Source organism: Marinobacter alkaliphilus, assembly GCF_055394375.1.
The window spans coordinates 2,112,574-2,137,161 of record NZ_AP043751.1 but is presented as its reverse complement, the minus strand read 5'-3'; the positions used below and the strand labels follow the sequence as shown (position 1 = coordinate 2,137,161).

Below are 24,588 nucleotides of genomic sequence, written 5' to 3'. Positions count from 1 at the left end.
ATACACCAATTTCCAATAGCGGAATTCCCGCATGGAGAGTCTGTAAGGTGCACCGTATTCTCGCCACAGTGAATAGAAAGCCGTTTTATCCCCTGACAAGCGGAAACCTATGAAACCCAATCTCAAAGCCTGCGGGCACGCCCTGGTGACAGCCTTGGTGAACGCCACCCTGGCCGTCGCGCTGATGCTGCTGGTGGAATTCGCCATCAGTGGATCATTCCAGATGCCGGAGCCTTACCTTTGGGCCGGTCTGGTCATTGGCGTTGTCATCTTTATCGCCCAGTTCTGGCGCCAACGGCATCTGTGCCGAACCAGTGAACAATCCGGCAACGTGCAACAACCCTGATTCGTCATCAAATCCTAAGCTAAATCAAGATTCCACCCTCATGTTCAGGGTGACAACGCCCCACCCCCTGCTACGCTTAGCCTCTAGAGCAACAACAATAATCTGGAGGCTGAATGAACGCTTTAAACAATCTGGGGTTGCGCACCAAGATCGCCCTGCCCTTTTTCATCACCGCTCTGGCATTGGTTGTCTCCGGTGGATACGGCATGCTGACAGCCAAAAACCTGGTGGAAAGCACCGAAGATATTGCCGTCACCTTCCTGCCTTCCGTTGCCGAAATCCTCAACGGTGACCGCGACCTGTATCAGGCCCTGGTCGCGCAGATGATGGTGGTCGACCAGACCCTGAACGGAGAGAATACAACAGACGCCGTCGCAGATTTTGAGGAAAATGTTGAACAGGCCCGTCGACGTTTTACCGACAGCGTAGCGCGGCTACGGGGCACAGGGATCAGCTCTGTGACCGGGGGCTTTGACCAGGCCTTTGACCAATGGGAGCGCTCTGCGCGCCAGGTTCTGGCACTGGCAGAGCGGGGGGACGGAACACAAGCCAGAAACCTTGCCGCCACAGAAACCCTCGGGCTCTTCCAGCGGCTACGGGCATTCTACGACAGGGCCGAAGGCCATGCGGATGAACAGGCCCAGAGTCGCTATGCCGAAGCCCGCGCCGAAGGCACTTCCAGCACGGTGACCATTACCGTGATAACGGTCGCGGCCATCGTTATCAGCGTTGCCCTTTTTCTGATTTTCCTGAGACTGATCATCCGATCCATTCAGGCCTTGCGCAGCCAGCTCGACAACATTGCCCAGGGTGAAGGCGATCTGACCCAACGAATACCGGTGGCCGTGGAGGACGATCTGGGGCAACTGGCCAGGAGTTTCAATCAGGTACTGGAGAACCTTCAGGGCATGATCGGCTCAATACAGACCCTGAGCCGGGATCTGGGACAGGGCGCTACTGAACTGGCGTCTGCGGCGCGGGACAACAACGAGGGCGTTACCCGCCAGACCGATTCGATTTCCATGGTGGCAACAGCCATCAATGAAATGCAAAGCGCGATCGAAGAAGTTGCCGGGAATGCCTCAAGGGCGGCCGAGATCACCCGGGAAGCAGACCTCAAGGGGCAGAACAGTGCCGAAATCATCCGGAATTCATCCAGGCAGGTGCACCGGCTGGCAGCCCAGATCTCCAAGGCCGTTGGTGTGATCCGCAAGCTGTCTGATGATTCTGACAACATCACCTCGGTTCTGGATGTGATTCGCGGTATCGCCGAACAAACCAACCTGCTGGCCCTGAACGCTGCCATTGAAGCCGCAAGAGCCGGTGAGCAAGGCCGGGGCTTTGCGGTGGTGGCGGATGAGGTGCGAACGCTCGCCCAACGCACACAACAGTCCACCGAGGATATTCAGACCATGATCACAGCACTGCAGACTGGCGTTTCGGATGTGGTCAATGTGATGGAAACCGGCAGTAAAGAAGCAGCTGAGACAGAAAAACTGGCCACCGAAGCGGAGCGGGAACTGCAAGCCATTGTGGAGGCGATCTCCAATATCACCGATGTAAACACCAGCGTGGCATCGGCCACCGAAGAACAAACCCAGGTTGTGGACGAGATCAATCGCAGCATTACCGACATTAACGACCTGGCCGCGGCCAGCGCTGAGCGCTCTCGTGCCATCGATGGGATCAGCGAGTCACTTAAGGACTATGCTTCAGAACTGGAGCAACAGACAGGCAGGTTCCGGGTTTAACCCCGGAACCTGAGACAGAGGTTTCAATCAGGATTACTGACGAATGCCTTCGATGGAGATCTTGATTTCAACGGTTTCAGAGGCTTCACCCAGATCCATCGGAATACCGAAATCCTTCAGACGAAATTCGGTCTCGGCCTCAAAGCCCATACGGTAGCCGCCCCAGGGGTCTTCACCGTGGCCAAGCATTTCGGCTTCCAGGGTGATCTCACGGGTCACGCCGCGCAGGGTGAAGTCGCCGATGATATCAGCCTCGCCGTCGTCATCCACAACCACCCGCTTGCTTTTGAAGGTGGCCTGCGGGAACTCACTCACGTGCAGAAAGTCCTTGCTGCGCAAATGCTTGTCGCGCTCGGCGTGGTTGGAGTCCACACTGGCCGTGTCGATTGTAACGGTGACCGTGCTGTTCTCCGGGTTCTCGGCGTCGTAGACAAATTCGCCGTCGAAGTCGTTGAACCGGCCATACAGCCAGCTGTAGCCAAGATGGGAAATCTTGAAGGTGATGAACTGGTGGGCGCCCTCTTTATCAAAGGCATAGGTGCCGCTGTGTTCGCTGGCATTGGCATTGGCAGTGCCAATCAGTGCCACTGAAACGGCGGATGCGAGCAAGAGTTTTTTCATGGTCTTCTCCCTGAGTGAGTCATGGTTATCGTTTCGGTCTTCGGATCTGCGTCAACCGCGGCCAAGCATGCGCCTGAGCGTGGCATCTCGATCAATAAAATGGTGTTTCAAGGCCGCCAGGGCATGCAGCCCGGCCAACCCGACCAGTGCCCAGGTGCTCCAGTAATGGACCGCACCCGCGGTGTCCTCCATCCCCCTGATCCGGCCGGTGACTGAAGGCACCTCAAACCAGCCAAATACGCTGATGGACGAGCCATCGGCCGTGGTAATCAGGTATCCACTGATCATGGCTACGAACAGAAGCAGATAGAGCAACCCATGGGCCCCATGGGCGGCAATCACTTCCCACCGCTGGTGCTCAGGCAGCGGCCTGGGAGGCGGAGTCACAACTCGCCACAACAGCCGGGCCACTACCACTATGAACAGCAGGATGCCAATGCTCCGGTGAATGTGTGGGCCCTGTCGGTACCAGGGGTCATAGTAGGACAGTTCCACCATCCACCAGCCGAGCCCGAACAGGCCAATGACCGCCAGCGCCACCAGCCAGTGCAAACTGACAGCGATCAGACCGTAGGCGGTGTTGGTATTTCGTAATTTCATGATTTGGGAAATCCTCCATCCCTGGACTGAGCCACCCTGTGCGACTGATACGTTTAGGTCAGTCTAGGCCCCGAACTGCCGGGTGAAAATCAAAATATTCTGCCGGGATGCATCAAATTATCTGATCAAGTCTCTGGCGGACACCGGGGCTGGCACTGGCCACTTTGGTCGAATACGGGTTCTACGGATTGTGCAAATTCACAGCAACGCTAAACTTCTCACATACTTTAATTCGCCCCGTCGGGGGCCTCAGTGACCGAGAGGAAACGACATGGAACTGGAATTCGACGAATCCGTAGTAGTACCCAGCAACAATTAATATGCTCCATTCTGAACCCCCGGCCTGCCGGGGGTTCTGCTCTCCAAAGCCCCGCCCCGAATTTCCCATACCAACACAAAGTCACAAACTGTTTCGAGTTTTACCGGTTAAACAGTGGTAATGATTCCTGTTTTTTGGCAATCTGCGCTTTAGCTAAACAGTTAACGCCTTGAAATACAGGCAAACGTGCCAGGGATGTGGGCACTCTGGCTAACAGTTCAGTGGTCAGCACCACAACTGCTGCTCCTGATGCGTTCGTTAAACGGTTCAGACTCGCCTATGTCCCACAGCCTTACCGATATCCTGCCAGCGCCAGAACTGGACCTGCTCTCGCCCATGCTCACTCAGCAAGGAGAGACCTGGACAGCCGATTTCAGAGGGCTAAAGCTCAGAACCGCCCTGCAACCGATTTACAGCATCTCCCACAAACGGACCGTTGGTTATGAGGCCCTGATCCGGGCGTTCGACAACGACAACGCGGCTGTACTTCCCAACCACCTGTTTGAACTTCCGGACACCGACGCTGAAAACCTGCTGCTGGACCGGCTGTGTCGGTACCTGCATATCCGTAACTACAGCGGCATAAAAGATCAGCTGAACTGGCTGTTCCTGAACGTATCCCCCCGGGTGGTGACCAGTGGCAGCCAGTCGGATTCGTTTTTCGGGGCACTGCTGAAGAAAACCGGGCTGCCGCCCCACCGCATTGTGATGGAGATTGTCGAGCAGCCCACCGACGATGCGGAAAGACTGAAAGATACCGTCGCCTACTACCGGAAACTCGGCTGCCTCACCGCGATCGATGATTTTGGCGCTGGCCACTCGAATTTCGAGCGAATCTGGAACCTGTCGCCCGATATCGTCAAACTGGATCGTACGCTGCTGACCCGCGCCACTGACGATCAGCGGGCACGGCAGATTCTGAATGGCATGGTGTCACTGCTTCACCAGTCGGGATGCCTGGTACTACTGGAAGGCGTGGAAACCCGTGATCAGGCCATGATAGCCATCGATGCTGGCGTGGACTTTGTACAGGGATTCTATTTCCGGCGCCCTTGCCTTGAACTCGGAGAACTGCCCCACACGCCCGCAGACCTCGAAGAATTACTTCAGGAATACAAGAAGCGCAAACAGATCACCCAGGACCCCACACAGCAACTGGTCAACTATTTCAACGGGCCGTTCCGGCGGGCCATTGAACGACTGCAGGACGGCAGCCTGATGTCACAGGCCTGCTTTGAACTGCTGAACCACCCCGCCGTATCCCGCTGCTATCTCGCGGATGACAAGGGCATCCAGATTGAAGACACCCTGGTCTCAGACTCCGCCATTGAGAAGCGGGACCCCCGTTTCCGGCCGCTGGAGAACACCACCAGCGCCGACTGGTTCCGCCAGCAATACCTGCGCCAGGCCCTGGCTCAGCCTGAGAACCTGCACGTTACAACACCCTATCTGTGCGTAACCGGCGCCTATATGTGCGTCACCCTGTCACTGGCCTACCAGCATAAGGGGCGTTTGCAGGTTTTGTGCTGCGATATCCTCGCCAACCCCCATCAAACACCGTAAACCACAGAAATAACGCCAACCGTCACCAGGCCGATAAAGACATTCATCGGCAAACCAACCCGGATAAAATCGCTGAAACGGTAGCCTCCCGGCCCGAACACCATCATGTTGGTCTGATAACCCAGTGGTGTGGCAAAGCTTGCCGAAGCGGCCATCATCACCGCAATGATAAACGGCTCGGAATCCACGCCCATCGCAGACGTGAGCGACAGCACCACCGGCACAATCAGGACGGCGGCTGCGTTATTGGTGATGACTTCCGTCAGCACTGACACCACCAGGTAAACCAGCAATAACGCCAGCAGGGTGTGGCCATCGCTCAGGCTGAACACCGCACCGGCCAGATAACTCGCCGCTCCGGTCTGTTCCAGCGCTCCGCCCATGGCAAAGGAAGCGGCGATCGTGAGAATCACCGGAACGTCTACCGCTTTCTGGGCCTGGCCAACCGTACAACAGCCGGAAAGGATCATCACGAATGCTCCTACCAGGGCAGCGTTGAGCATCGTCATGATGCCGCAGGCGGCAAGCCCGACCAGCACCAGCAAAATGCCCCAGGACAACCAGGCCCGGTCGTGGCGCGGCGCTTCTGTCTCAAGGTCGTTGATCAGCAGGAAATCCTTGTTGTATCGCTGCCGGCTGACGAACGCAGGGCGCGCTTCCAGCAACAACACATCACCAGGTTTCAGGCGAATGTTGCCAAGGTTACCCGGCACCCGCTCACCTCCGCGTGCAACCGCCAGTACCACGGCACCGTACCGGTCCCGAAACCGGGCATCCCTGATGGTCTGGCCAAGCACATCTGACTGGGGCGACAACACCGCCTCCACCAAACGTCGTTCGGCGCGGTCCTTGCTGAGAGACGGCTCATCATCATGCACCGAAGGCACGATGCCGTTGATCCGCAACAGATCAGAAATTGCCTGGGTATCGCCGGCAAACACCAGGCGGTCACCGCCCCGAAGACGCTCTTCCGATGGCACCGCCGTCACCACGCTGCCATCCCGCTCAATTTCAACCAGGTAGAGTCGATCCAGCTCCCGCAGCCCGGCCTCGCCTACGCTTTTGCCGACCAGCGGCCCCTCGAACGCGACCGCCACTTCCAGCGTAAACTCTTTGACCGAGCCGAACTTCTGCTGGTCTTTACGGTCTGGCAACATCCGCGGCAGTACCAGCAACATCACAGCAACCCCGATGATCGCAACCGGCAGCCCAACCTGGGTAATGGCGAAAATTGAAAAGCCTTCTTCACCGGTCAGCTGCTGGTACTGACCATTGACCACCAGGTTGGTACTGGTACCGATCAGGGTGAGCGTTCCGCCGAAAATGGCGGCATAGCTGAGGGGAATCATCAGCTTGGAAGGGGCAATTCCAATCTTGCGGGACCAGGCATGAACGGCCGGAATCATGGTGGCAACCACCGGCGTATTATTCAGGAAGCCACTGAGCAACGTGACTGGTAAGGCAATGCGGGCCTGGGCCCCGCGAACGGTTTTCGGGCTGCCGAGAATGTAGTGCACCAGGAGGTCAACACCCCCGGAATGGTGAACACCGGAGGCCACCACAAACAGGGCAACCACTGTGATCAGCCCCGGATTACTGAAGCCGGCAAGGGCCTGTTCCGGGCCGATGATACCGCTGGCACTCAGCACCACCAATGCCGCCATCATCACCAGATGCGGCGCAAAGCGGCCAGAGCTCATCAGTAACAGGGCGGCACCCGCCAACCCAAGGGAAAACCATCCGTGCCAGTCCATAACTCGGTTATTCCGGTTAGAAAACTGGCAGGATAGCGGCCCTCATCAATTCTGAGAAAGAATAAGTAATGATTTTTATAGCACTGCAGGGAATATCAAACCGCAATATCCGCCATATTGCCGTAGGCTTCCAGCCAAACCCGGCGGTCTGAAGCCCGCTTCTTGCCCAGCAACATGTCCATTCGCTCATCGGTGTCATCACCCTCTTCCAGGGTGAGCATCACCAGGCGGCGAGTGTCTGGCGCCATGGTGGTTTCGCGCAATTGCAGGGGATTCATCTCACCCAGGCCCTTGAAACGGGTCACCTGAACCTTGCCCTTCCGCTTCTCGGCTGCCAGGCGGTCGATAATACCCTGCTTTTCGTGCTCATCGAGGGCATAGAAGGTTTCCTTGCCCAGATCCACCCGGTACAGCGGCGGCATGGCGACAAATACATGGCCGGCAGAAACCAGTGGTCGGAAGTGCTTTACGAACAGCGCGCACAGCAAGGTGGCGATATGCAGGCCGTCGGAGTCGGCATCCGCCAGGATACAGACTTTGTTGTAGCGCAACCCGGTAAGATCCTCTGAGCCCGGATCAACACCGATGGCCACGGCAATGTCGTGAACTTCCTGGGAAGCCAGAATTTCACCGGAATCCACTTCCCAGGTATTCAGGATCTTGCCCCGCAGCGGCATCACCGCCTGGAATTCCCGGTCCCGGGCCTGCTTGGCGGAACCGCCAGCCGAATCACCTTCCACCAGGAACAGTTCTGAACGGGTGGTATCGGCACCGGAGCAATCAGCCAGTTTGCCGGGCAACGCCGGGCCGGAGGTCACCTTTTTGCGGGCCACCTTCTTGCTGGCCCGCAGCCGGCGCTGGGCATTGCTGATAAACAGCTCAGCCAGGGCTTCAGCAATATCGGTGTGCTGGTTCAGCCACAGGCTGAAGGCGTCTTTCACCACGCCAGAGACAAACGCCGCCGCCTCACGGGACGACAGACGCTCTTTGGTCTGGCCGGAGAACTGAGGCTCCTGCATCTTGAACGACAGCACATAGGCCACCCGCTCCCAGATATCCTCGGGCGACAGCTTGACCCCCCGGGGTAACAGACTACGGAACTCACAGAATTCCCGCATGGCTTCCAGCAGGCCGGTACGCAAGCCATTCACATGGGTACCGCCCTGGGCGGTGGGAATCAGGTTGACGTAGCTTTCCATGACGGCATCGCCGCCCTCTGGCAGCCACTGGATCGCCCAATCCACCGCTTCCTTATTACCGGAGAAACTGCCGGTGAAGGGCTCAAGCGGCACGGCTTCGATGTCTGCCAGGGCAGTACGCAGGTAGTCCCGCAAGCCGTCCTCATAGAACCACTCGTCTTTCTCGCCGGTTTTTTCCTGCAGGAATGTCACCATCAGGCCCGGGCACAGCACCGCCTTGGCCCGCAGATTATGCCGCAGACGGCTAACGGAGAAATTGGGACTGTCGAAGTATTTCGGATCGGGGGTGAACTTCAGGCGGGTACCGGTGTTGCGCTTGCCAACGGTATCAATCACCTCCAGCTCGGAGGCCTTGTCGCCGTTGGCAAAGGTCATCCGGTGAACCTGGCCATCCCGCCGGATGGTCACTTCCAGATGGGTAGACAGGGCATTCACCACAGACACACCCACACCGTGCAAGCCGCCGGAGAAGTTATAGTTGCCCTCGGAAAACTTACCACCGGCGTGCAGGCGGGAGAGGATCAGCTCAACCCCCGGAACGCCCTCTTCCTTGTGGATATCGACGGGCATACCGCGGCCATCGTCTTCCACACTCAGCGAGTTGTCACTGTGCAGGATGACATCAATCCGGCGGGCATGGCCGGCCAGCGCCTCGTCCACACTGTTGTCGATGACTTCCTGAGCCAGGTGGTTCGGCCTTGAGGTGTCCGTGTACATGCCTGGGCGTTTTCGCACCGGGTCAAGACCGCTCAGAACTTCAATGGCATCGGCGTTGTATTGTTGCTGGCTCATAGTAACGGCATGGCTCCGCAAGTGGTCGTTAAAGCTGAGCCATAGCTTAGGGATTCGGGCTGAAAGATCAATGTTTGTTTTGTGGCTACGCCAAGTGGTTTTAGTTTCCGAGCTCTTTCAACAACGGCGTTCCAGACAACCCGGATACTTCCAGGCGCTGCCACTGGCTGTCCGCTACCGCAAGCACCGCGCAGGGCGAGGTAATCACCTGCGCCACCATCATGTCCGGCGCGGGCGAATTTACCTTCATGGCCAGTTTCAGGGTTTTCCTGTCCGCCGTGGCAGACTCAAGCCCAACGCTATAACCGGCGGTTGGCTTCTGGCCCAGGGTGACAATCACCAGTGACTCTTTCTCAAGATTAACCTGGCGAATAATACCGGTTGCCATATTCTGCCCGCCAATATCCAGCAATGCCTCCAGTTCCGAACCGGTCCGCACGTGCGCGACGCCTGGTCCGGTCAGGCCACAATGGGCAGACTGGGTTACCTGGCGCACCTGGGGCTGCATGCCGGCGTTTTCACCGCCGGTGGCACTGCAAGCCGTTATCAGGGCCGCTGCCAGCGGCAAGGCAAACAGCCGGGGAATGCGATCTGTCATTGTGTCGTCCTGAGTCGGTTATCACTGTTATTGCGAGCGCTGTCGCGCTCTGGCGTGATCAAACGGTAACCCTGAAACCCCGGCCTGGGCAAGATGTCCGGGGTTTCCGCAGAAATCGTCGGGCGGGTAAAGCTGGTGGTCATCCGGAGATCGGAAAGGCTTTGGCCTTCCTCAATCGTAATTACCTCCCGCAAACCGGAAATCGGGTATTCCGCGCAGGCCTCACCGGGCTGACAGATGATGCCGTCGCCATCAATATCCGTGCCCGCCACCAAAAAGTAGTCGCCCGGACTGACTTCATTGAGCCTGCGAGGCTCCTCTCCATCCCAGGATTCAAAGCGGAAACCGTAGCTGCCATTGGAGGCCTCCACAGCAACCTGGGCCTCGGCCCAATAGAAACCGTCATCATCCGGAGTGGTATCCACCAGCAGGACGAAGTGGGTGCCGGCGTTGCGGGCCTGTTCGTCGCTGATGAGCTGAGCTATGACAGGAATGCGCAGGCTGCGCTGAGTTTCATCATCGTCATAGGTCACACGGATATCACCCCGGTAAGCCGTATCTGGCTCAATCTCCGACTCCACCAAGGATACGTTGAATACATACCGCCCGTTCTCAAGGGTCGGTTGGTTTGAGCTGAGCCAGACAAGGTTTTCGGTAAGAACAACGTTGGAAATTGAGCCATCACCAATCTGGTTCAGGGTCACCGTGGCACTTGTCACCCCCTCATTGCTGAGCGAGATCTGGGACGGCGATGGCGACAGAATCGTTACGCTGCCTTCCAGATTTGCCTGAAGCGCCCTCGCGGCATCGAGAACGCCATAACCCAACTGGTCGTTTCGGCTTCCCGGATAATCGGTGAGTTCGCCGCTTTCCAGCAGGGCTCGAACCTCGCTGTAGTTGAGGGTGTTTTTCTGGGCTTTCAGCAGTGCCATGACGCCCGACACATGAGGCGTGGCCATAGACGTACCCTGCAAGCCCGCATAACTGGCAACGAATTGACCGGCCTGCCCCACCGCACTGGTACTCCAGATCAGATCGGCGCGGCCATCGTTATTGCCATCCCGGCTGGCATCTCCGCCGGGTGCTGCGAGATCAATCCAGCTTCCGAAGTTTGAGTAGGACGACAGTCGACCTGCGGCATCCACGGCACTGACCGCCAGCACGTTGGGTGATGCCGCCGGGAAAGAGGGTGTGGATGTCGCAGAGTTTCCTGCTGCTCCAACGAAAATCACCCCACGATTAACCCCAAAGCTGATGGCATCTTCCAGGGCCTGAATTCGGGGCAATCCACCCAGGCTCAGATTGACGACATCAGCCCTGGGAGAGTTCAGAACCGGAGATTGACCTGTCACCCAACGAATAGCATCAATCAGGTCGGTGGAGGAGCCGGTTCCACCTTCTCCCAAAACCCTGACAGGAACGATTGCCGATCCGAAAGCAACCCCTCCAATGCCTTCACCATTAACCACCGCAGCCACCGTTCCAGCAACGTGAGTGCCATGAAACACGTTGGAGCCAACGCTGCTACCCGGATCCCTGGGAAAATCGTCGCCATCGACAAAATCTTTACCATCGACCACATTTTCATCGAGGTCCAGATGCCAGGGGCGAGCGTCTGGATCTTCGCTAAAAAGCCCGCTATCAAGCACTGCAACACGCGCCGTCGTCCCGCCTTCAGGCACCAACTGCCAGGCACCCGGCCCGTTAACCAGATCGTAGTGCCACTGCAAACGGTACAGAGGTTCATCCACCGGCGAGCTCTGCATGCTCGACATCTGATAGTTCGGTACCGCGTCTTTGACACCTGGCATCTGCCGAAGCTGGGTAATCCAGGACAGGGTTTCCGCCTGCATTTGAGTCGCACTGACAGCACGGGAAGACGCCTGGGCAGGCATCCGCATCAACCAGTCCGCGCCGCCCAGGTGCCGCTCAGCGTTGGCCGTGCCGGCGGCCATTGAAGACATAGCCCCAGGGGCACTGGAATCCAGCGTGACGATGGCTTGTTGCGGTAGAAACTGATGATCCGGCCAGTCAAGGCTCAGGCTGTCGAGTTGGGTGTCGGCGGCTTTGACCAGCACGTAGCGGGCAGGGCCGTCTCCGGTCACACTGACTTCAACCGTGTAATTGGCTTCAGCAGCAGTATCATCCAACCTGATGCTCACTGAGGGTGTTTCCGGGGAGGTTTGCTCTGGTTGCGGAGTCTCTCCATTTCCACTCACCCGCAACTCAAGTTCCGCATTTCCGTCACGGCCGCCAAAACTTCTCAGAGTCACCGTTTCACCCGGCGCCATCGGCACGGTGTAGGTATCTACCGGGTCAGCCGCGTAACTAAATAGTTGGCCGTTCAGCAATGGGTAGGAACCATTTCGCGAACTGACAAACCCGGCAAGAACAAAACTGGCCGGCAGGGTTTGGGTACCCGAAGCAGGGCTGGCACCGGCAAACCGCAACTGATCCATGGTGTCCTGATCAATCCGGCTGCCGGATTCGATACTGATCACACCAGATAAAGGGCCAAGATCAATGACCGGGGGCTGGGATTCAGAACTTCCGGAACCACCACCGCATCCTGCGAACAACACCACGCCCGAAAGCACAAGATACTGCGGCAATGTTCTTCTCACGGTTACCCTCTTTGCCTGTTTTTTATGAACGTCCTTATCCATACGCAGACTATAGAACAAAAGTTCCAAAATTGGCTCGCCTGAGTTCTCATCGACTCCAGCTCAAGCTGGACTGGGGAGAAGGCCGGAGGCTTGTCTGAAACCCTGCGGAGCCATGGATGGCGGAGCGGAGCGTACAGGGAAGTATTCACAGCGTGTTTCAGACAAGCCTCCGGCCTTCTCCCCTTCCCCCGAAACTCGAATATATCGAACCAACAAAAAACCCGTGAAACAGAACTCCACGGGTTTTCGGTCTTCACGCCAACTACAAGGCGTAGAACAGCATCGGCACAAAGGCCACCAGCAGCAAGCTGGGTATCATCACCGCCAGCGGCAACAGCAGGCGCTGATAACGGTGCCAGAAGGTACCGGTGCGCTCTGCCGCCAGCACTTCAGTCTCACCAACCACCTGCCGCGTTAACAGATGGTTCAGGGCCACAGGCGGGCTCAGGTAACCCAGCTCGAAGGCCACCAGACACACAATCCAGAAGTGCAGCGGATCTACGCCAATCTGAATCGCCGGCTGGGCGATGGTGGCGGATACCAGAATCACCGCACCGAACGGGTCCATCACCATGCCGATCAGCGTCAGCATAACTACGATGACCATCATGGCAATCCAGGGGCTGGTCAGAGTCTCCGGGAAAATCGCATGGACAATGTCGGAGCGCTCCAGAATACCGCCCAGGCAGATGGAGAAGCCGATCAGGGCCAGCAGCGCGCCGATGTGAACGGCTGAATCACTGGCAGCATTGCTGCTGCGCTCAAAGAAGGTCTGCATCCGGGAGACAGAAAGTTCCTTACTCTCCTTTCCGGAGTCCAGCACCACCAGGGCCAGCATCACCAACGGCAAAATCATCGGCGCACTGTACTCGTTGAATTTCAGGCCCAGGACCACCCAGATTGCAAAGATCACAGCAGCGGCAGTCAGTGCATAGGGTACCAGTGGCAACAGTTGCTTCAGCGCTAGCCGGAAGGCCCCGGGTGCCGGCTTGGGCTTCCAGTTACCTTCGGTCTTGCACACGATGAACGAGAACAGACTGGCAGACAGAATGAACACCCAGAAGCCCCAACCGTACATCTCAGAGGTGGTCACTTCTTTGTTCAGAGCGGCGATCACCACAATCAGCAAACACGGATTGAGCACCACCCCGAGACTGCCTGACATGGCCGTAGTCGCCAGGGACAACTGCCGCCCGGCACCCGCTTTTCTCAGTTCGTCATACACCACACCACCCACGGCAAGAATAAAAATACCGGAGGCACCCGTGAACGCCGTCGGGAAGGCGGTGGCAAAGATAATCACTGAGGCCAGCATAGGCGCCGGCAGATTGAACGGCTTGACGATGTTCAGCAGCAATTCCGGCACGCGGGTCTGCTTGAGCATCATGCCCACCAGCACATAAAGGCCGATGTTGATGAACATGGAAGACAGGTTCGCCATCATGCCGAAGTAGATCGCCAGGCCCGAAGTGTAGCCGTCCACAAAGAAGAAGTAGGACATGGCTATCAAACCCATCATGCAATACAACGGGATGACCAGGCTCGATGACAAGCTCAGGCTGCCGGGCTTCATGCGCTCGGGTATGTGGAAGAAGCGAATGGCGTTGATCACCATGAACATTCCAAATACACCGGCCCAGGCGTATTGCAAAATCATAGTGTTTTCCGTGCCCGGCGATGTCGATAATCGCCCGAGATAGGCGTTCAGGGACAGCACCATCAAACCGTTGACGATGAACTGCACGCCCTGGCTCAAGCGCCACTCTGACCGGTTGCGGGACAGCCGCAGGGCAATGTGGTCCGCGTCCAGCGCCGAGATCGCAGCAGCCATGGCAAACATGGCGATGAACAGGTACTTGGTCAGTTCAATGTTGTCCAGCAGAAAGCCAGCCAGTCCCTGTTCAAAACTCTTGTAGGCACCCAGTGCCCATGTGGCGTGCTTCTGGTTCTCGGCATACATCAGGTGGCGCTGCTCACACAGGGCCACGTTGCTCTGCAGAGACTGCCTCAGCGCATCCGCATCTGGTGGGGAGCTGAACAAATCGTCCGGATCAGGCTTGTAAGCCTGAATCCTGCGCTCAACCTCGGCATCCACATCCACGAACATATTACAGGTGGGTTCGGTCGCATCCGGGTTCAGCAGATAATAGTTCGGCCAGACCTGCTCACCAATCCACAACATTCTGGAGTGCAGGGAATTCCCCATGCCCAGCAGCAGAGTTGACAGGAGCAAAAGCAGTAGAATAACCCCATGTATCCTGTGTACGGGGTAGAGCGTCCTTGCACCAGAGGCAGTCATCGCGCGCCAGTTCATGTGTTTTCTCTCCGATTATTCCCGGTTGTCAGCCGTGCACTCAGACGCGCCCGGGTTACTGGCGCAGCGAATTTTGCTCAATAGACTCATCATGCGTGGGTCGTACACACTCGGTGCACCGTTCACGCCATCACGCATTTCCAGACGGTTTTCACGGAACATCTCCTGGTAGCCAGTAATGTCCTGGTCCGGAATTCGAATCCATTGCTTTTCAGGGATCGCTTTCTCCTGGCTCTCGATCAGGTTCATCGCCTGCGGGAACATGTCCCAGGCCACTTCACGGGATTTCTGCGCGGCGTCATCATCCAGAACGCCTTCGCGGGCAATGATCTGGATAGTCAACTGGGCCAGTGGGTAGTCAACAATACCGCCTTTATCACCGATACCCTTGTATAACTCGAGGGCTTCATAGGCGAACGCTGGCGCATAGGCGGTATCAACGGAGCCGTTATTGAACTTACCAGCGAAGTTGGTGATATCCGATGGAACCACCGTTGCCTTAACGTGATTCACCATATGAATGGCATCACGCTGATAATCGAGAGTGGCCATTCGCTTCCCGGCCAGTTTGCTTGCGGTGTTGATGCTTCGGTCGTTGACGAACAAATACCCCGCACCGGCCGGCACAATCGCCAGCACTTCATAGCCGCCGGACTTCATCAGAGATGCCGCCCTGGGCTGGGCCAGTGTCGCCAACAAGGTTTCCAGATCATCATAGGTCGGAATGGCGCCAACCGCACTGACACTGCCCGTAAACTTGTTGAACGGCCGAGTCCGGATATCGGTTGCGGCAACGGCGTCACACTGGCCGGCGTTAAAATCACCAACGGCCACACCTTCGTCGGTATAGGGGCGAAGATTGAAGTCCACTCCATGGGCTTTCATTTCCAGGGCGTAGTCTTTGACCAGATTGTATACGTCGCCGTTGGCGCCGATAACGTCAAACACACACATGGAAACTGTCTGGGCTGATGCCAACGGAGCAGCAACGGCCAACGACAGAGCGGCAAGGGATTTACGGATCATGACGACCTCCGGGTCATTCTTGTGTTTATCGTTGAAACTGGGTCAGGGCCTGGCGGCCTGCTCTCAGAGCAGGTCGTCCAGGTCCATGGTTTCGGTATTGGTTCTGGCGCGTTCCGGGCTCATCTTGCCGAAGAAATTGCGCGGCGTGCGGTGACCATATTCGGCAGTCCAGTGCTTGTCTGAGGAAAACTGAACGATGGTTCGAGCCACTTCATCCACCAATCGGTAATCGTCCCATACGTCGATTCGGTCGTCGGCGTCGGCGAAGTGCGCAATGGCATCGGCGAGCACATCAGGGCGTCCAAAGGTTTCAGCAGCTACGATCTGAACCGCGTGGGATGCCCGAATACCCGCATTCACGCCCATTTCGGAGCTGTTCTCAAGCACCTGCCAAGGGTCAGGCGACAGCTCGGGACGGGTATCGGGCAACAGCAACCAGACCAGCGCCCGAACAGCATTGGGCAAACCGCCCCATTTTTCGTTGTCAACACATTGCGCGGCACGCTCTGCCCTCGGCGCTATATTACGAGGCACGCCTGCAAGCGCACCTGAGTTGGAGTCGTTCACGATGGCCTGCATACCGGTCAGAAGCCCCAACAGAAACGTCAGTTCGTCCTGATCGGTAAACAGGAAAGGGCACTCGATGGGCTCGGCAGCGGGATCAAAATCGTAGGCTGCCATGGCCCGAAGATAGGCATTGTATCGGCGCGAGGCCGTAGTGGCGTACAAACGCTTGGCGCGCTCACGGGCGTCTTTTGCAGCAGGCACATCGCCATTGTACTGGGCACGGAGATAGTCCAGTTCTGCGTTCCAGGCACGGTATTCCATGCAATTGCCGGCCAGCAGCATAAGTAATGACCCGGTGCTGTCAGGCGCGGAGGTTACGCGAGAAAAGGAGTAGACGAGAGGATCAGTACCCTCACCCAGCGCGCACGCCATTTCAGTGTCCGACATCTGCAGCACATAAGGTGTTGCCTCAGACTCTGCGTAGCTGGAGAGCACCATACCCGTCGTCGTATATATGGGGTTGGCGGAGCAGCCGGCCAGGACCATCGCCAGTCCTGCAAGTGCGAACTGTTTGAGCAGGGCCGAACTACGGCCCACTAGGGAAACCTCTGGGTAGAACATAATTTGCCCTGTCTTGCTTTGTTTTTGTCAGTAAGGGATGACGAGTGTTTTTTATCACATATTCGCGTCGTCAAACCGTGAACCAGAACCTTCACAGCCAACATCCGGGCTGTTCCCCGAGGAACTGGTCTCTACGACGCGAAGAATGCTTTGATTTTTGTCAGACAAGAATGGCTGGAATGCCGAAAATTATATGCCGATCGGGCCAATGGCCTCTAAGGAAAGCACAAAAATTTAAACTAATTGATATAAAACAATAAGTTCCAAAGGTAACCTGTTGTTACAGTCCGAGCATCGCCATGACTTGATCGGTCAACCCGTCCAGCGTCAGTCCACCGCGCTCGGGCTTGTACCAGGTCACCGTCCAGCTCAGCGCTCCGGTCAACATCCGCCTTACGATAAAGGGATCCGCCTTGAGCTGGCCAAGCTCGTTAAGCTCCTCCAAAACAGATAGCCACAGCCCTTCGTATATCTCCCGCAATTCCAGCACCTGGTCCTGAGAGCCCTCCGAGAGACTACGCCATTCATAGACCAGCACTGCCATGGCTTCGCCAGTCTGGCCATTAATGGATTCCAGCTCACTTCGCACCAACGCCCGAAGCTTGCCCCGGGGGGACTCCTCGCTGTCGGCTGCCGCCTGCATCAAAGCGGTATTGAGACGGATGGTCTCAACCATAACCGCCTTCAGAATTTCCTCTTTGGTTCGGAAGTGATGGAACAGACTACCGGACTGGATGCCGACGGCTGCCGCCAGATCACGCACAGTGGTGCGCTCATAGCCTTTGTCCCGGAATAACCTGGCGGCTTCCTTTAACAAGCGCCCGCGGGCACTGGCAGGGTCGGAAACGAGCTGTTCGACAATCAAGGACTGAAGAATCTGGTTCTGGTTCACAAAGGCCATCCGGTTGTCTTGGTGGGACTTTTTATTCTACCCGAGATTCGCCTGTTTACAAACCAAGCGCTTGCTTGGTATTGTCATTGTCAACGTTGGATAACTTCCCGCCGACGCGGGCTTCACAACAAGGCCAAGAACATGTCACACGCCAACAAAACCATCCGCATCGGTTGCTCCGCCGCTTTCTGGGGTGATACCGAAACGGCAGCCGCCCAGCTGGTGCACCGGGGCAACATCGATTATCTGGTGGCCGATTATCTGGCCGAGATCACCATGTCCATCATGGCTGGCCAGAAGATGAAGGACCCCACCCAGGGCTATGCCCGGGATTTTGTGGAAACCGTTATGGCACCTTTGCTGGGCGACATTAAAGAAAAAGGCATCCGGGTGCTGGCCAACGCCGGCGGCGTGAACCCGGTGGCTTGCCGGGATGCGTTGCAGGCGTTGTGCGAAAAAGCGGGGGTCGATCTGAAAATCGCCCTGGTGCTGGGCGACGACCTGCTGATGAAGAAAAAGAAGCTCGCCGATGCCGGCGTCACCGAGATGACCACCGGCCAGCCCTTCCCCGCCATGATGGTGAGCCTGAATGCCTACCTGGGCGCTCCAGGCCTGGTGGCTGCCCTGGAACAGGGTGCCGACATCATTATTACCGGCCGGGTAGCGGACAGCGCGCTGGTGCTGGCGCCGCTGGTGCATGAATTCGGCTGGCACTGGAACGATTACGACAAACTTGCCCAGGGCAGCCTGGCCGGGCACTTGCTGGAATGTGGCGCCCAGTCTACCGGTGGCAACTTTACCGACTGGGAAGATGTGGCCGACGGCTACGCCAATATGGGCTTCCCCATTGCTGAGGTGAGCGCCTCGGGCGACTTTGTAATGACCAAGCCCGAAGGCACCGGCGGTCTGGTCAGCCGGGGCACGGTAAGCGAGCAGTTGGTGTATGAGATTGGTGATCCAAGGGCCTATCTGCTGCCCGACGTTACCTGCGATTTCACCCAGGTTGCACTTGAGGAAATCAGTAAGGATCAGGTTCGCGTTTCCGGTGCCAAAGGTCTGCCACCTACCGACAGCTACAAGGTATCAGGCACCTGGCCGGATGGCTTCAAGTGCACGGTCACCTTTTTGCTCGCTGGCATAAACGCGCCCGCCAAGGCTCAGAAAGTCGCAGAGGCGATTCTTGGCAAAACCTCGGTGATGTTTATGGAGCGCGGCCTGCCGGATTATTCCGAAACCAGCATCGAGTTGCTGGGTACCGAGACAACTTACGGCGCCCATGGCAAGGGCGACCAATGCCGGGAAGTGGTGGTGAAGATTGCCACCGCCCACCCGAAGAAAGAGGCACTGGTGCTTTTTTCACGGGAAATCGCCCAGGCTGCAACCGGGATGGCACCGGGTATCACCGGCATTGTCGGCGGCCGGCCAACCGTTTGGCCGAAGATTCGTTTGTTCTCTTGCCTGGTACCAAAATCGGAAGTGGCGGTTTCGGTGGATCTGGCAGGCGAGAAGTCTGAGGTGGTGGTGGCTACCGAGGGTGGTTTCGATCCGGGTGCTCTGGCGGCTGAGCCGGAGTCACGGATGGAGGTGGCGGCGGATACTACGGTTCCGTTGATCAAGCTGGCTTGGGCGCGGTCCGGGGATAAGGGTGATCACAGCAATATCGGGGTGATTGCGCGGGATCCGGAGTATGTTCCTTACATTGAGGCGGCATTAACGGAGCAGGCGGTGGCGCAGTGGACGGCGCATACGCTGAATCCGGAGTCTGGCAGGGTGACGCGTTGGTCTATGCCGGGGTTGTATGCGTTCAATTTCTTGTTGGAGCACAGTCTTGGTGGCGGCGGTGTGGCGTCGCTTCGGATTGATCCGCAGGGTAAGGCTTTTGCCCAGCAGTTGCTGGAGTTTCCGGTGCCTGTGCCCTCTAAATTGGTGCAGCAATGAACATAGTCATCTGGTTGCGGAGTAAGCACCCCGCTGGGGGAGGGCCCTACAAAAAACGCTCCTTCGGCACATCCCTGTGGCGCTTGGGCTCCGCCATCCATGGCTCCGCACATTTTTGTAGGGCCCTCCCCCAGCGGGGCGCTCCGACTTTTCACGTGGATTCTTTGTATTCAGATAAGGATTTTTTATGAGTTATCAGTCTGTTCTTCGGCCCGGATTGTTTGAAGGTCAGGTGTTTATTGTCACTGGCGGCGGCTCTGGAATTGGCCGTTGTACCGCCCACGAACTGGCCGCCCTCGGTGCCCGGGTTGCGCTGGTGGGGCGTAAGCAAGAAAAGGTGGACGCGGTTAAGGCCGAGATTGAGGAAGACGGCGGTATTGCCAGCGCCCATGCCTGCGATATCCGTGAGGAGGAGTCGGTCAAGGCCACGGTGAAGGCCATTATTGAGACCCACGGTGGGCTGAACGGGGTGGTGAACAACGCCGGCGGGCAGTTTGCGTCTCCGCTGACGGGGATTAACCAGAAGGGTTGGGAAACCGTGGTGCGGACGAATCTGACCGGTGGTTTTCTGATGGCCCGGGAGGCTTATACCCAGGCGCTGAGTAAGACTGGTGGTTCGATCGTGAACATTGTGGCGGATATGTGGGGCGGTATGCCGGGCATGGGCCACTCAGGGGCCGCCCGGGCCGGGATGGTGAATTTTACTCAGACGGCGGCAGTTGAGTGGGCGCCGTCCGGGGTTCGGGTGAATGCGGTGGCGCCGGGGTGGATTGCGTCCAGCGGGATGGATAATTACCCGGCTCATATGAAGTCGTGGATTCGCAGCCTGGCGGATGCGGTGCCGATCAAGCGGATGGGTACGGAATCGGAGGTGAGTTCGGCGATCTGTTTCCTGCTTAGCCCGGGGGCGGCGTTTATCAGTGGCGATTGTCTGCGGATTGACGGTGCGGCATCCCAGGGTGGGCGTGTGTGGCCGATGCCGAAGGCCAAGAATAACGAGCCCTACAACGGTTTCCATCGGGCGGTAACGCCGAAAGTTTTGAGCGACGACTGAGGATTTCCCATGCAGGTACTGGAAACAACAATAACCCCCCAGTCTGACGAGTTCCGGGCCAATGTCGAGGCCATGGAAGCGCACATCGCCACCTTCCGGGACGTGGAGCAGAAGGTGCTGGACCTGGCGGAATCGGCCCGGGAGAAGTTTACCAAGCGGGGCAAATTGCTGCCGCGGGATCGCATCAATCGGTTGCTGGATCGGGGCAGTGAGTTTCTGGAGCTGTGCTCCCTGGCCGGTTACAAGATGCACGATGACAAAGACGGCTCCATGGCCGGTGGCGGGATTATTGCCGGTATTGGCAGGGTAGCCGGGGTGCGCTGTCTGGTGGTCGCCAGCAACAGCGCCATCAAGGGCGGAACCATTACCCCCGCCGGTCTGGACAAGACCCTGCGCCTTCAGCAGATTGCTATGGAGAACAAGCTGCCGGTGGTGTCGCTGTCAGAATCTGGCGGCGCCAACCTGAACTACGCCACGGATATTTTTGTGCTGGGCGCCCGGGGGTTTGCCAACCAGGCGCGGATGTCCGCAGCCGGAATTCCCCAAGTGACCGTGGTGCATGGCAACGCCACCGCCGGTGGTGCCTATCAGCCCGGCCTGTCGGATTATGTGATCACCGTGCGCGAGCAGGCCAAGATGTTCCTGGCCGGCCCGCCGCTGCTGAAAGCGGCCACGGGCGAGGTCGCCACCGATGAAGAACTGGGCGGTGCAGAAATGCACGCCACCGTGGCCGGCACCGCTGAATACCTGGCCGAAGACGACGCCGATGGCATCCGCCAGGCCCGGGAAATTCTCGGTGCCCTGCCCTGGAATGAAAACCTGCCGCTGCGCCAGGAACCCCAGTGGGATGAGCCGCTGTATCCGGCTGACGAGCTGCTGGGGGTGATTCCTTCGGACGCCAAGAAACCCTACGAAGTTCGTGAAATCCTCGCCCGCATCGCCGACGGCTCCCGTTTCCTGGATTTCAAGAACGACTACGACAACCAGACCGTGTGCGGCACCATCCGCATTCAGGGCCACAGCGTGGGCATCATCGGTAACAATGGCCCGATCACACCGGCCGGCTCTACCAAGGCTGCGCAGTTTATCCAGCTGTGCGACCAGGCCGGTACGCCAATCCTGTTTCTGCACAACACCACCGGTTTTATGGTGGGCACGCATTCCGAGCAGAACGGCATCATCAAACACGGGTCCAAGATGATTCAGGCCGTGGCCAACTGCCGGGTGCCAAAACTCGCGGTGGTGGTAGGCGGTTCCTACGGCGCCGGCAACTACGCCATGTGCGGCCGGGGACTGGACCCGAGATTCATCTTCGCCTGGCCCAACAGCCGCACCGCCGTCATGGGCCCGGCCCAGGCTGGTAAGGTCATGCGCATCGTGGCTGAAGAAAAACAACGCAAAAGCGGCATCGAGCCGGACGAAAAAACCCTGTCGTTCCTGGAGCAGGCCACCGCCAAGAAACTCGAAGACGGCTCCACCGCCCTGTTCGGCACCGCGCGGTTGTGGGATGACGGCCTGATCGACCCACGGGATACCCGCCGGGTACTGGCCATGGTGTTGTCGGTTTGCCGCGAAGCCGAACAACGACAACTGCGGCCCAATTCCTACGGTGTCGCTCGGTTTTAAATTGTGAGCTGGGTGCACCAAAGTTTCGAACTCAAGCGGGTGTGGGGTGGGGCCTTCAGAAAATTTGCGGAGCCATGGATGGCGGAGCAGAAGCGCCACAGGGATGTGCCGCAAGGAGCGGTTTTCTGAAGGCCCCACCCCACACCCGCGACCCCAAGCTACGGGGCAAATACCCAGAACAGAACACAAGAACTAACCGTCTTTAAAAAAGCAGGAGAGAACAATAATGAAATTCACAGCCGAACACGAAGCCCTCAGAAAAACCGTCCGCGATTTCGTGGAAAAGGAAATCAACCCACACTGCGACGAATGGGAAGAAGCCGGCGAGTTTCCGATTCACGACCTGTTCAAAAAACTCGGCAACCTGGGCCTGCTGGGCATCCAGAAGCCGGAGGAATACGGCGGCATGGGTCTGGACTACAGCTACAACCTGGTCGCGGCCGAGGAACTGGGCATGGCCAAATGTGGCGGTGTACCGCTGGCCGTGGGCGTGCAGACCGACATGTGTACCCCGGCCATTGCCCGCTTCGGGTCTGACGAACTCAAGCGCGACTTCCTCGCGCCAGCCATTTCAGGCGACATGGTGGGCTGCATTGGTGTCAGTGAAGTGGGTGCCGGCTCAGACGTTGCCGGCCTGAAAACCACTGCCAAGAAAGACGGCGATGACTACGTCATCAACGGCTCTAAAATGTGGATCACCAACTCGCCGAAAGCGGATTTTATGTGCCTGCTGGCCAACACCAGCGACGACAAGCCCCACAAGAACAAGACCCTGATGATTGTGCCCATGAACACCCCGGGCATCAGCTTCAGCCCACACCTGAACAAGCTGGGTATGCGGTCGTCTGAGACGGCGCAGGTGTTCTTCGACGACGTGCGGGTTCCCCAGCGCAATCGCATCGGTGCCGAGGGCACGGGTTTTATGATGCAGATGCTTCAGTTCCAGGAGGAGCGTTTGTGGGGCGCGGCCAATGTCATCAAGGCTCTGGAAAACTGCGTTACCCAGACGATCGAGTATTGCCGGGAGCGCAAGACCTTTGGCCAGCCGCTCATCGACAACCAGTACATCCATTTCCGCCTGGCGGAGTTGCAGACCGAAATCGAAGCCCTGCGAGCGCTGACGTACCAGGCCTGTGAGCTGCACGTTGAAGGCAAGGATGTAACCAAGCTGGCGTCCATGGCCAAGCTCAAAGCCGGTCGTTTGGGGCGGGAAGTAACCGATACCTGCCTGCAGTTCTGGGGCGGCAACGGCTACATGTGGGACAACCCCCTGTCACGGGCTTACCGCGATGTGCGGCTGGTCTCCATCGGCGGCGGCGCCGACGAAATCATGCTGGGCATTATCTGCAAGCTGATGGGTACCTTGCCTGGCAAAAAACGCGACTAACGTTGTGCAAGGCCTTGTGGGCAGGTAGGGCTTTCCGGGACACGCTGTAAATACATCCATGTACGCTTGACTGCAGCATCCCTGCTGCAGACAGTCCCGGAAAGCCCTACCTGCCCACGAGGCCCCGAACATTGCCATTAGTACCCGATGCCAGCCTGAAACGGAGCCTGATATGGAACAGCAATTACCACAATGTGAAACCCTGATTCTCGAAAAACAGGGTCCGACACTATTCGTCACCATCAACCGCCCGGACGTCCGCAACGCCATGAGCCTTCACATGGTCGCGGAACTGTCCACCGTGTTCAGCGAAGTCGAACATGACGACAGCATCCGCGCCGTCGTCATCCGCGGGGCCGGTGGACACTTCTGCGCCGGCGGCGATATCAAAGACATGGCCGGCGCCCGGGGCCAGAAAGCCGGCGAAGGCCGCGACGACCCGTTCTACAAACTCAACCGCGCCTTCGGCCAGATGATCCAGCAGGTCAACGAATCCGCCAAAGTCGTCATCGCCATCACCGAAGGCGCCGTCATGGGCGGCGGCTTCGGCCTGGCCTGTGTCTCCGACCTCGCCATCGCCGGCCCGACTGCCAAATTCGGCATGCCGGAAACCACCCTCGGCGTCATCCCGGCCCAGATCGCCCCGTTCGTCGTTGAACGAATCGGCCTGACCCAGGCTCGGAGACTGGCTCTTCTTGGTTTAAGAATCGACGCAGCGGAAGCCTGCACTCTCGGCATCGTTCACCAGGTTGCAGAATCCGAAGAACAACTGAACGACATGCTGAACCAGGCATTGGAACGCGTTCGCCTGTGCGCCCCGAATGCCACGGAAGAGACCAAAGCCCTGCTGCACCGGGTCGGCCATGAAGCCATGGCCGGTCTTCTGGACGATGCCGCTGAAAAATTTGCGGCCGCTATCCGGGGACCAGAGGGCATGGAAGGCACCATGGCGTTCATGCAAAAGCGTGAGCCAAAGTGGGCAAATAACTAGTCGGTCCACTTAATTAGGGCGGC

General features: G+C 57.9%; 18 protein-coding genes. 8 read left to right on the top strand and 10 right to left on the bottom strand.

What is annotated here, in order from left to right; genetic code table 11:
- Positions 1-109: 109 nt before the first annotated feature.
- Positions 110-346, top strand: coding sequence for a hypothetical protein (locus ACZ5Q2_RS09770; protein ID WP_061331593.1), 237 nt, complete (start codon positions 110-112; stop codon positions 344-346).
- A gap of 113 nt (positions 347-459) precedes the next feature.
- Positions 460-2,097 (top strand): methyl-accepting chemotaxis protein, encoded by a 1,638-nt coding sequence (locus ACZ5Q2_RS09765; RefSeq protein WP_061331594.1) that lies wholly within the window; start codon positions 460-462, stop codon positions 2,095-2,097.
- Between the two features lie 33 nt (positions 2,098-2,130).
- On the opposite strand, the gene ACZ5Q2_RS09760 is transcribed toward ACZ5Q2_RS09765, so the two are convergent.
- The gene (locus ACZ5Q2_RS09760; protein WP_061331595.1) at positions 2,131-2,718 is read right to left on the bottom strand and encodes a YceI family protein; all 588 of its coding nucleotides are present in this window, start codon (positions 2,716-2,718) and stop codon (positions 2,131-2,133) included.
- Positions 2,719-2,769: 51 nt separating this feature from the next.
- Positions 2,770-3,318 carry a cytochrome b gene (locus ACZ5Q2_RS09755; protein WP_061331596.1) on the bottom strand — a complete coding sequence of 183 codons (549 nt, stop codon included), beginning with the start codon at positions 3,316-3,318 and terminating at the stop codon, positions 2,770-2,772.
- Positions 3,319-3,916: 598 nt separating this feature from the next.
- Here ACZ5Q2_RS09755 and ACZ5Q2_RS09750 point away from each other — a divergent pair.
- The gene (locus tag ACZ5Q2_RS09750; protein ID WP_061331597.1) at positions 3,917-5,200 is read left to right on the top strand and encodes an EAL domain-containing protein; all 1,284 of its coding nucleotides are present in this window, start codon (positions 3,917-3,919) and stop codon (positions 5,198-5,200) included.
- Here the strand turns inward: ACZ5Q2_RS09750 and ACZ5Q2_RS09745 are convergent.
- The 8 genes from ACZ5Q2_RS09745 to ACZ5Q2_RS09710 form a co-directional block, all read right to left on the bottom strand.
- Entirely contained in the window at positions 5,188-6,954 is a 1,767-nt protein-coding gene (locus tag ACZ5Q2_RS09745; RefSeq protein ID WP_061331598.1) for an SLC13 family permease, read from the bottom strand. The two genes, ACZ5Q2_RS09750 and ACZ5Q2_RS09745, sit on opposite strands and share 13 nt — an antisense overlap.
- A gap of 95 nt (positions 6,955-7,049) precedes the next feature.
- Positions 7,050-8,945: a DNA topoisomerase IV subunit B gene (parE, locus tag ACZ5Q2_RS09740; protein WP_061331599.1), complete on the bottom strand. Its 1,896-nt coding sequence runs from the start codon at positions 8,943-8,945 to the stop codon at positions 7,050-7,052.
- A 100-nt stretch (positions 8,946-9,045) separates the two neighbouring features.
- On the bottom strand, positions 9,046-9,543 hold the full coding sequence (locus ACZ5Q2_RS09735) for a protease complex subunit PrcB family protein (RefSeq protein ID WP_061331600.1): 498 nt from the start codon (positions 9,541-9,543) through the stop codon (positions 9,046-9,048).
- Entirely contained in the window at positions 9,540-12,167 is a 2,628-nt protein-coding gene (locus ACZ5Q2_RS09730; protein WP_432210205.1) for a S8 family serine peptidase, read from the bottom strand. Before ACZ5Q2_RS09730 ends, ACZ5Q2_RS09735 begins: the two co-directional genes overlap by 4 nt.
- Positions 12,168-12,471: 304 nt before the next feature.
- Positions 12,472-14,523 (bottom strand): TRAP transporter large permease subunit, encoded by a 2,052-nt coding sequence (locus tag ACZ5Q2_RS09725; RefSeq protein WP_061331601.1) that lies wholly within the window; start codon positions 14,521-14,523, stop codon positions 12,472-12,474.
- A gap of 15 nt (positions 14,524-14,538) precedes the next feature.
- On the bottom strand, positions 14,539-15,549 hold the full coding sequence (locus ACZ5Q2_RS09720) for a putative solute-binding protein (protein ID WP_061331602.1): 1,011 nt from the start codon (positions 15,547-15,549) through the stop codon (positions 14,539-14,541).
- Between the two features lie 63 nt (positions 15,550-15,612).
- Entirely contained in the window at positions 15,613-16,677 is a 1,065-nt protein-coding gene (locus ACZ5Q2_RS09715; RefSeq protein WP_061331603.1) for a hypothetical protein, read from the bottom strand.
- A gap of 280 nt (positions 16,678-16,957) precedes the next feature.
- On the bottom strand, positions 16,958-17,578 hold the full coding sequence (locus ACZ5Q2_RS09710; RefSeq protein WP_061331604.1) for a TetR/AcrR family transcriptional regulator: 621 nt from the start codon (positions 17,576-17,578) through the stop codon (positions 16,958-16,960).
- Between the two features lie 132 nt (positions 17,579-17,710).
- Here ACZ5Q2_RS09710 and ACZ5Q2_RS09705 point away from each other — a divergent pair, with 132 nt between their 5' ends.
- The 5 genes from ACZ5Q2_RS09705 (at position 17,711) to ACZ5Q2_RS09685 (ending at position 24,565) form a co-directional block, all read left to right on the top strand.
- Positions 17,711-19,507, top strand: coding sequence for an acyclic terpene utilization AtuA family protein (locus ACZ5Q2_RS09705; protein ID WP_061331605.1), 1,797 nt, complete (start codon positions 17,711-17,713; stop codon positions 19,505-19,507).
- 187 nt (positions 19,508-19,694) lie between these two features.
- On the top strand, positions 19,695-20,561 hold the full coding sequence (locus ACZ5Q2_RS09700) for an SDR family oxidoreductase (protein ID WP_061331606.1): 867 nt from the start codon (positions 19,695-19,697) through the stop codon (positions 20,559-20,561).
- A 9-nt stretch (positions 20,562-20,570) separates the two neighbouring features.
- The gene (locus tag ACZ5Q2_RS09695) at positions 20,571-22,187 is read left to right on the top strand and encodes an acyl-CoA carboxylase subunit beta (protein WP_432210206.1); all 1,617 of its coding nucleotides are present in this window, start codon (positions 20,571-20,573) and stop codon (positions 22,185-22,187) included.
- A 226-nt stretch (positions 22,188-22,413) separates the two neighbouring features.
- Positions 22,414-23,574 (top strand): citronellyl-CoA dehydrogenase, encoded by a 1,161-nt coding sequence (gene atuD, locus ACZ5Q2_RS09690; RefSeq protein ID WP_432210207.1) that lies wholly within the window; start codon positions 22,414-22,416, stop codon positions 23,572-23,574.
- 172 nt (positions 23,575-23,746) lie between these two features.
- Entirely contained in the window at positions 23,747-24,565 is an 819-nt protein-coding gene (locus ACZ5Q2_RS09685) for an enoyl-CoA hydratase-related protein (protein ID WP_286921108.1), read from the top strand.
- Positions 24,566-24,588: the final 23 nt, after the last annotated feature.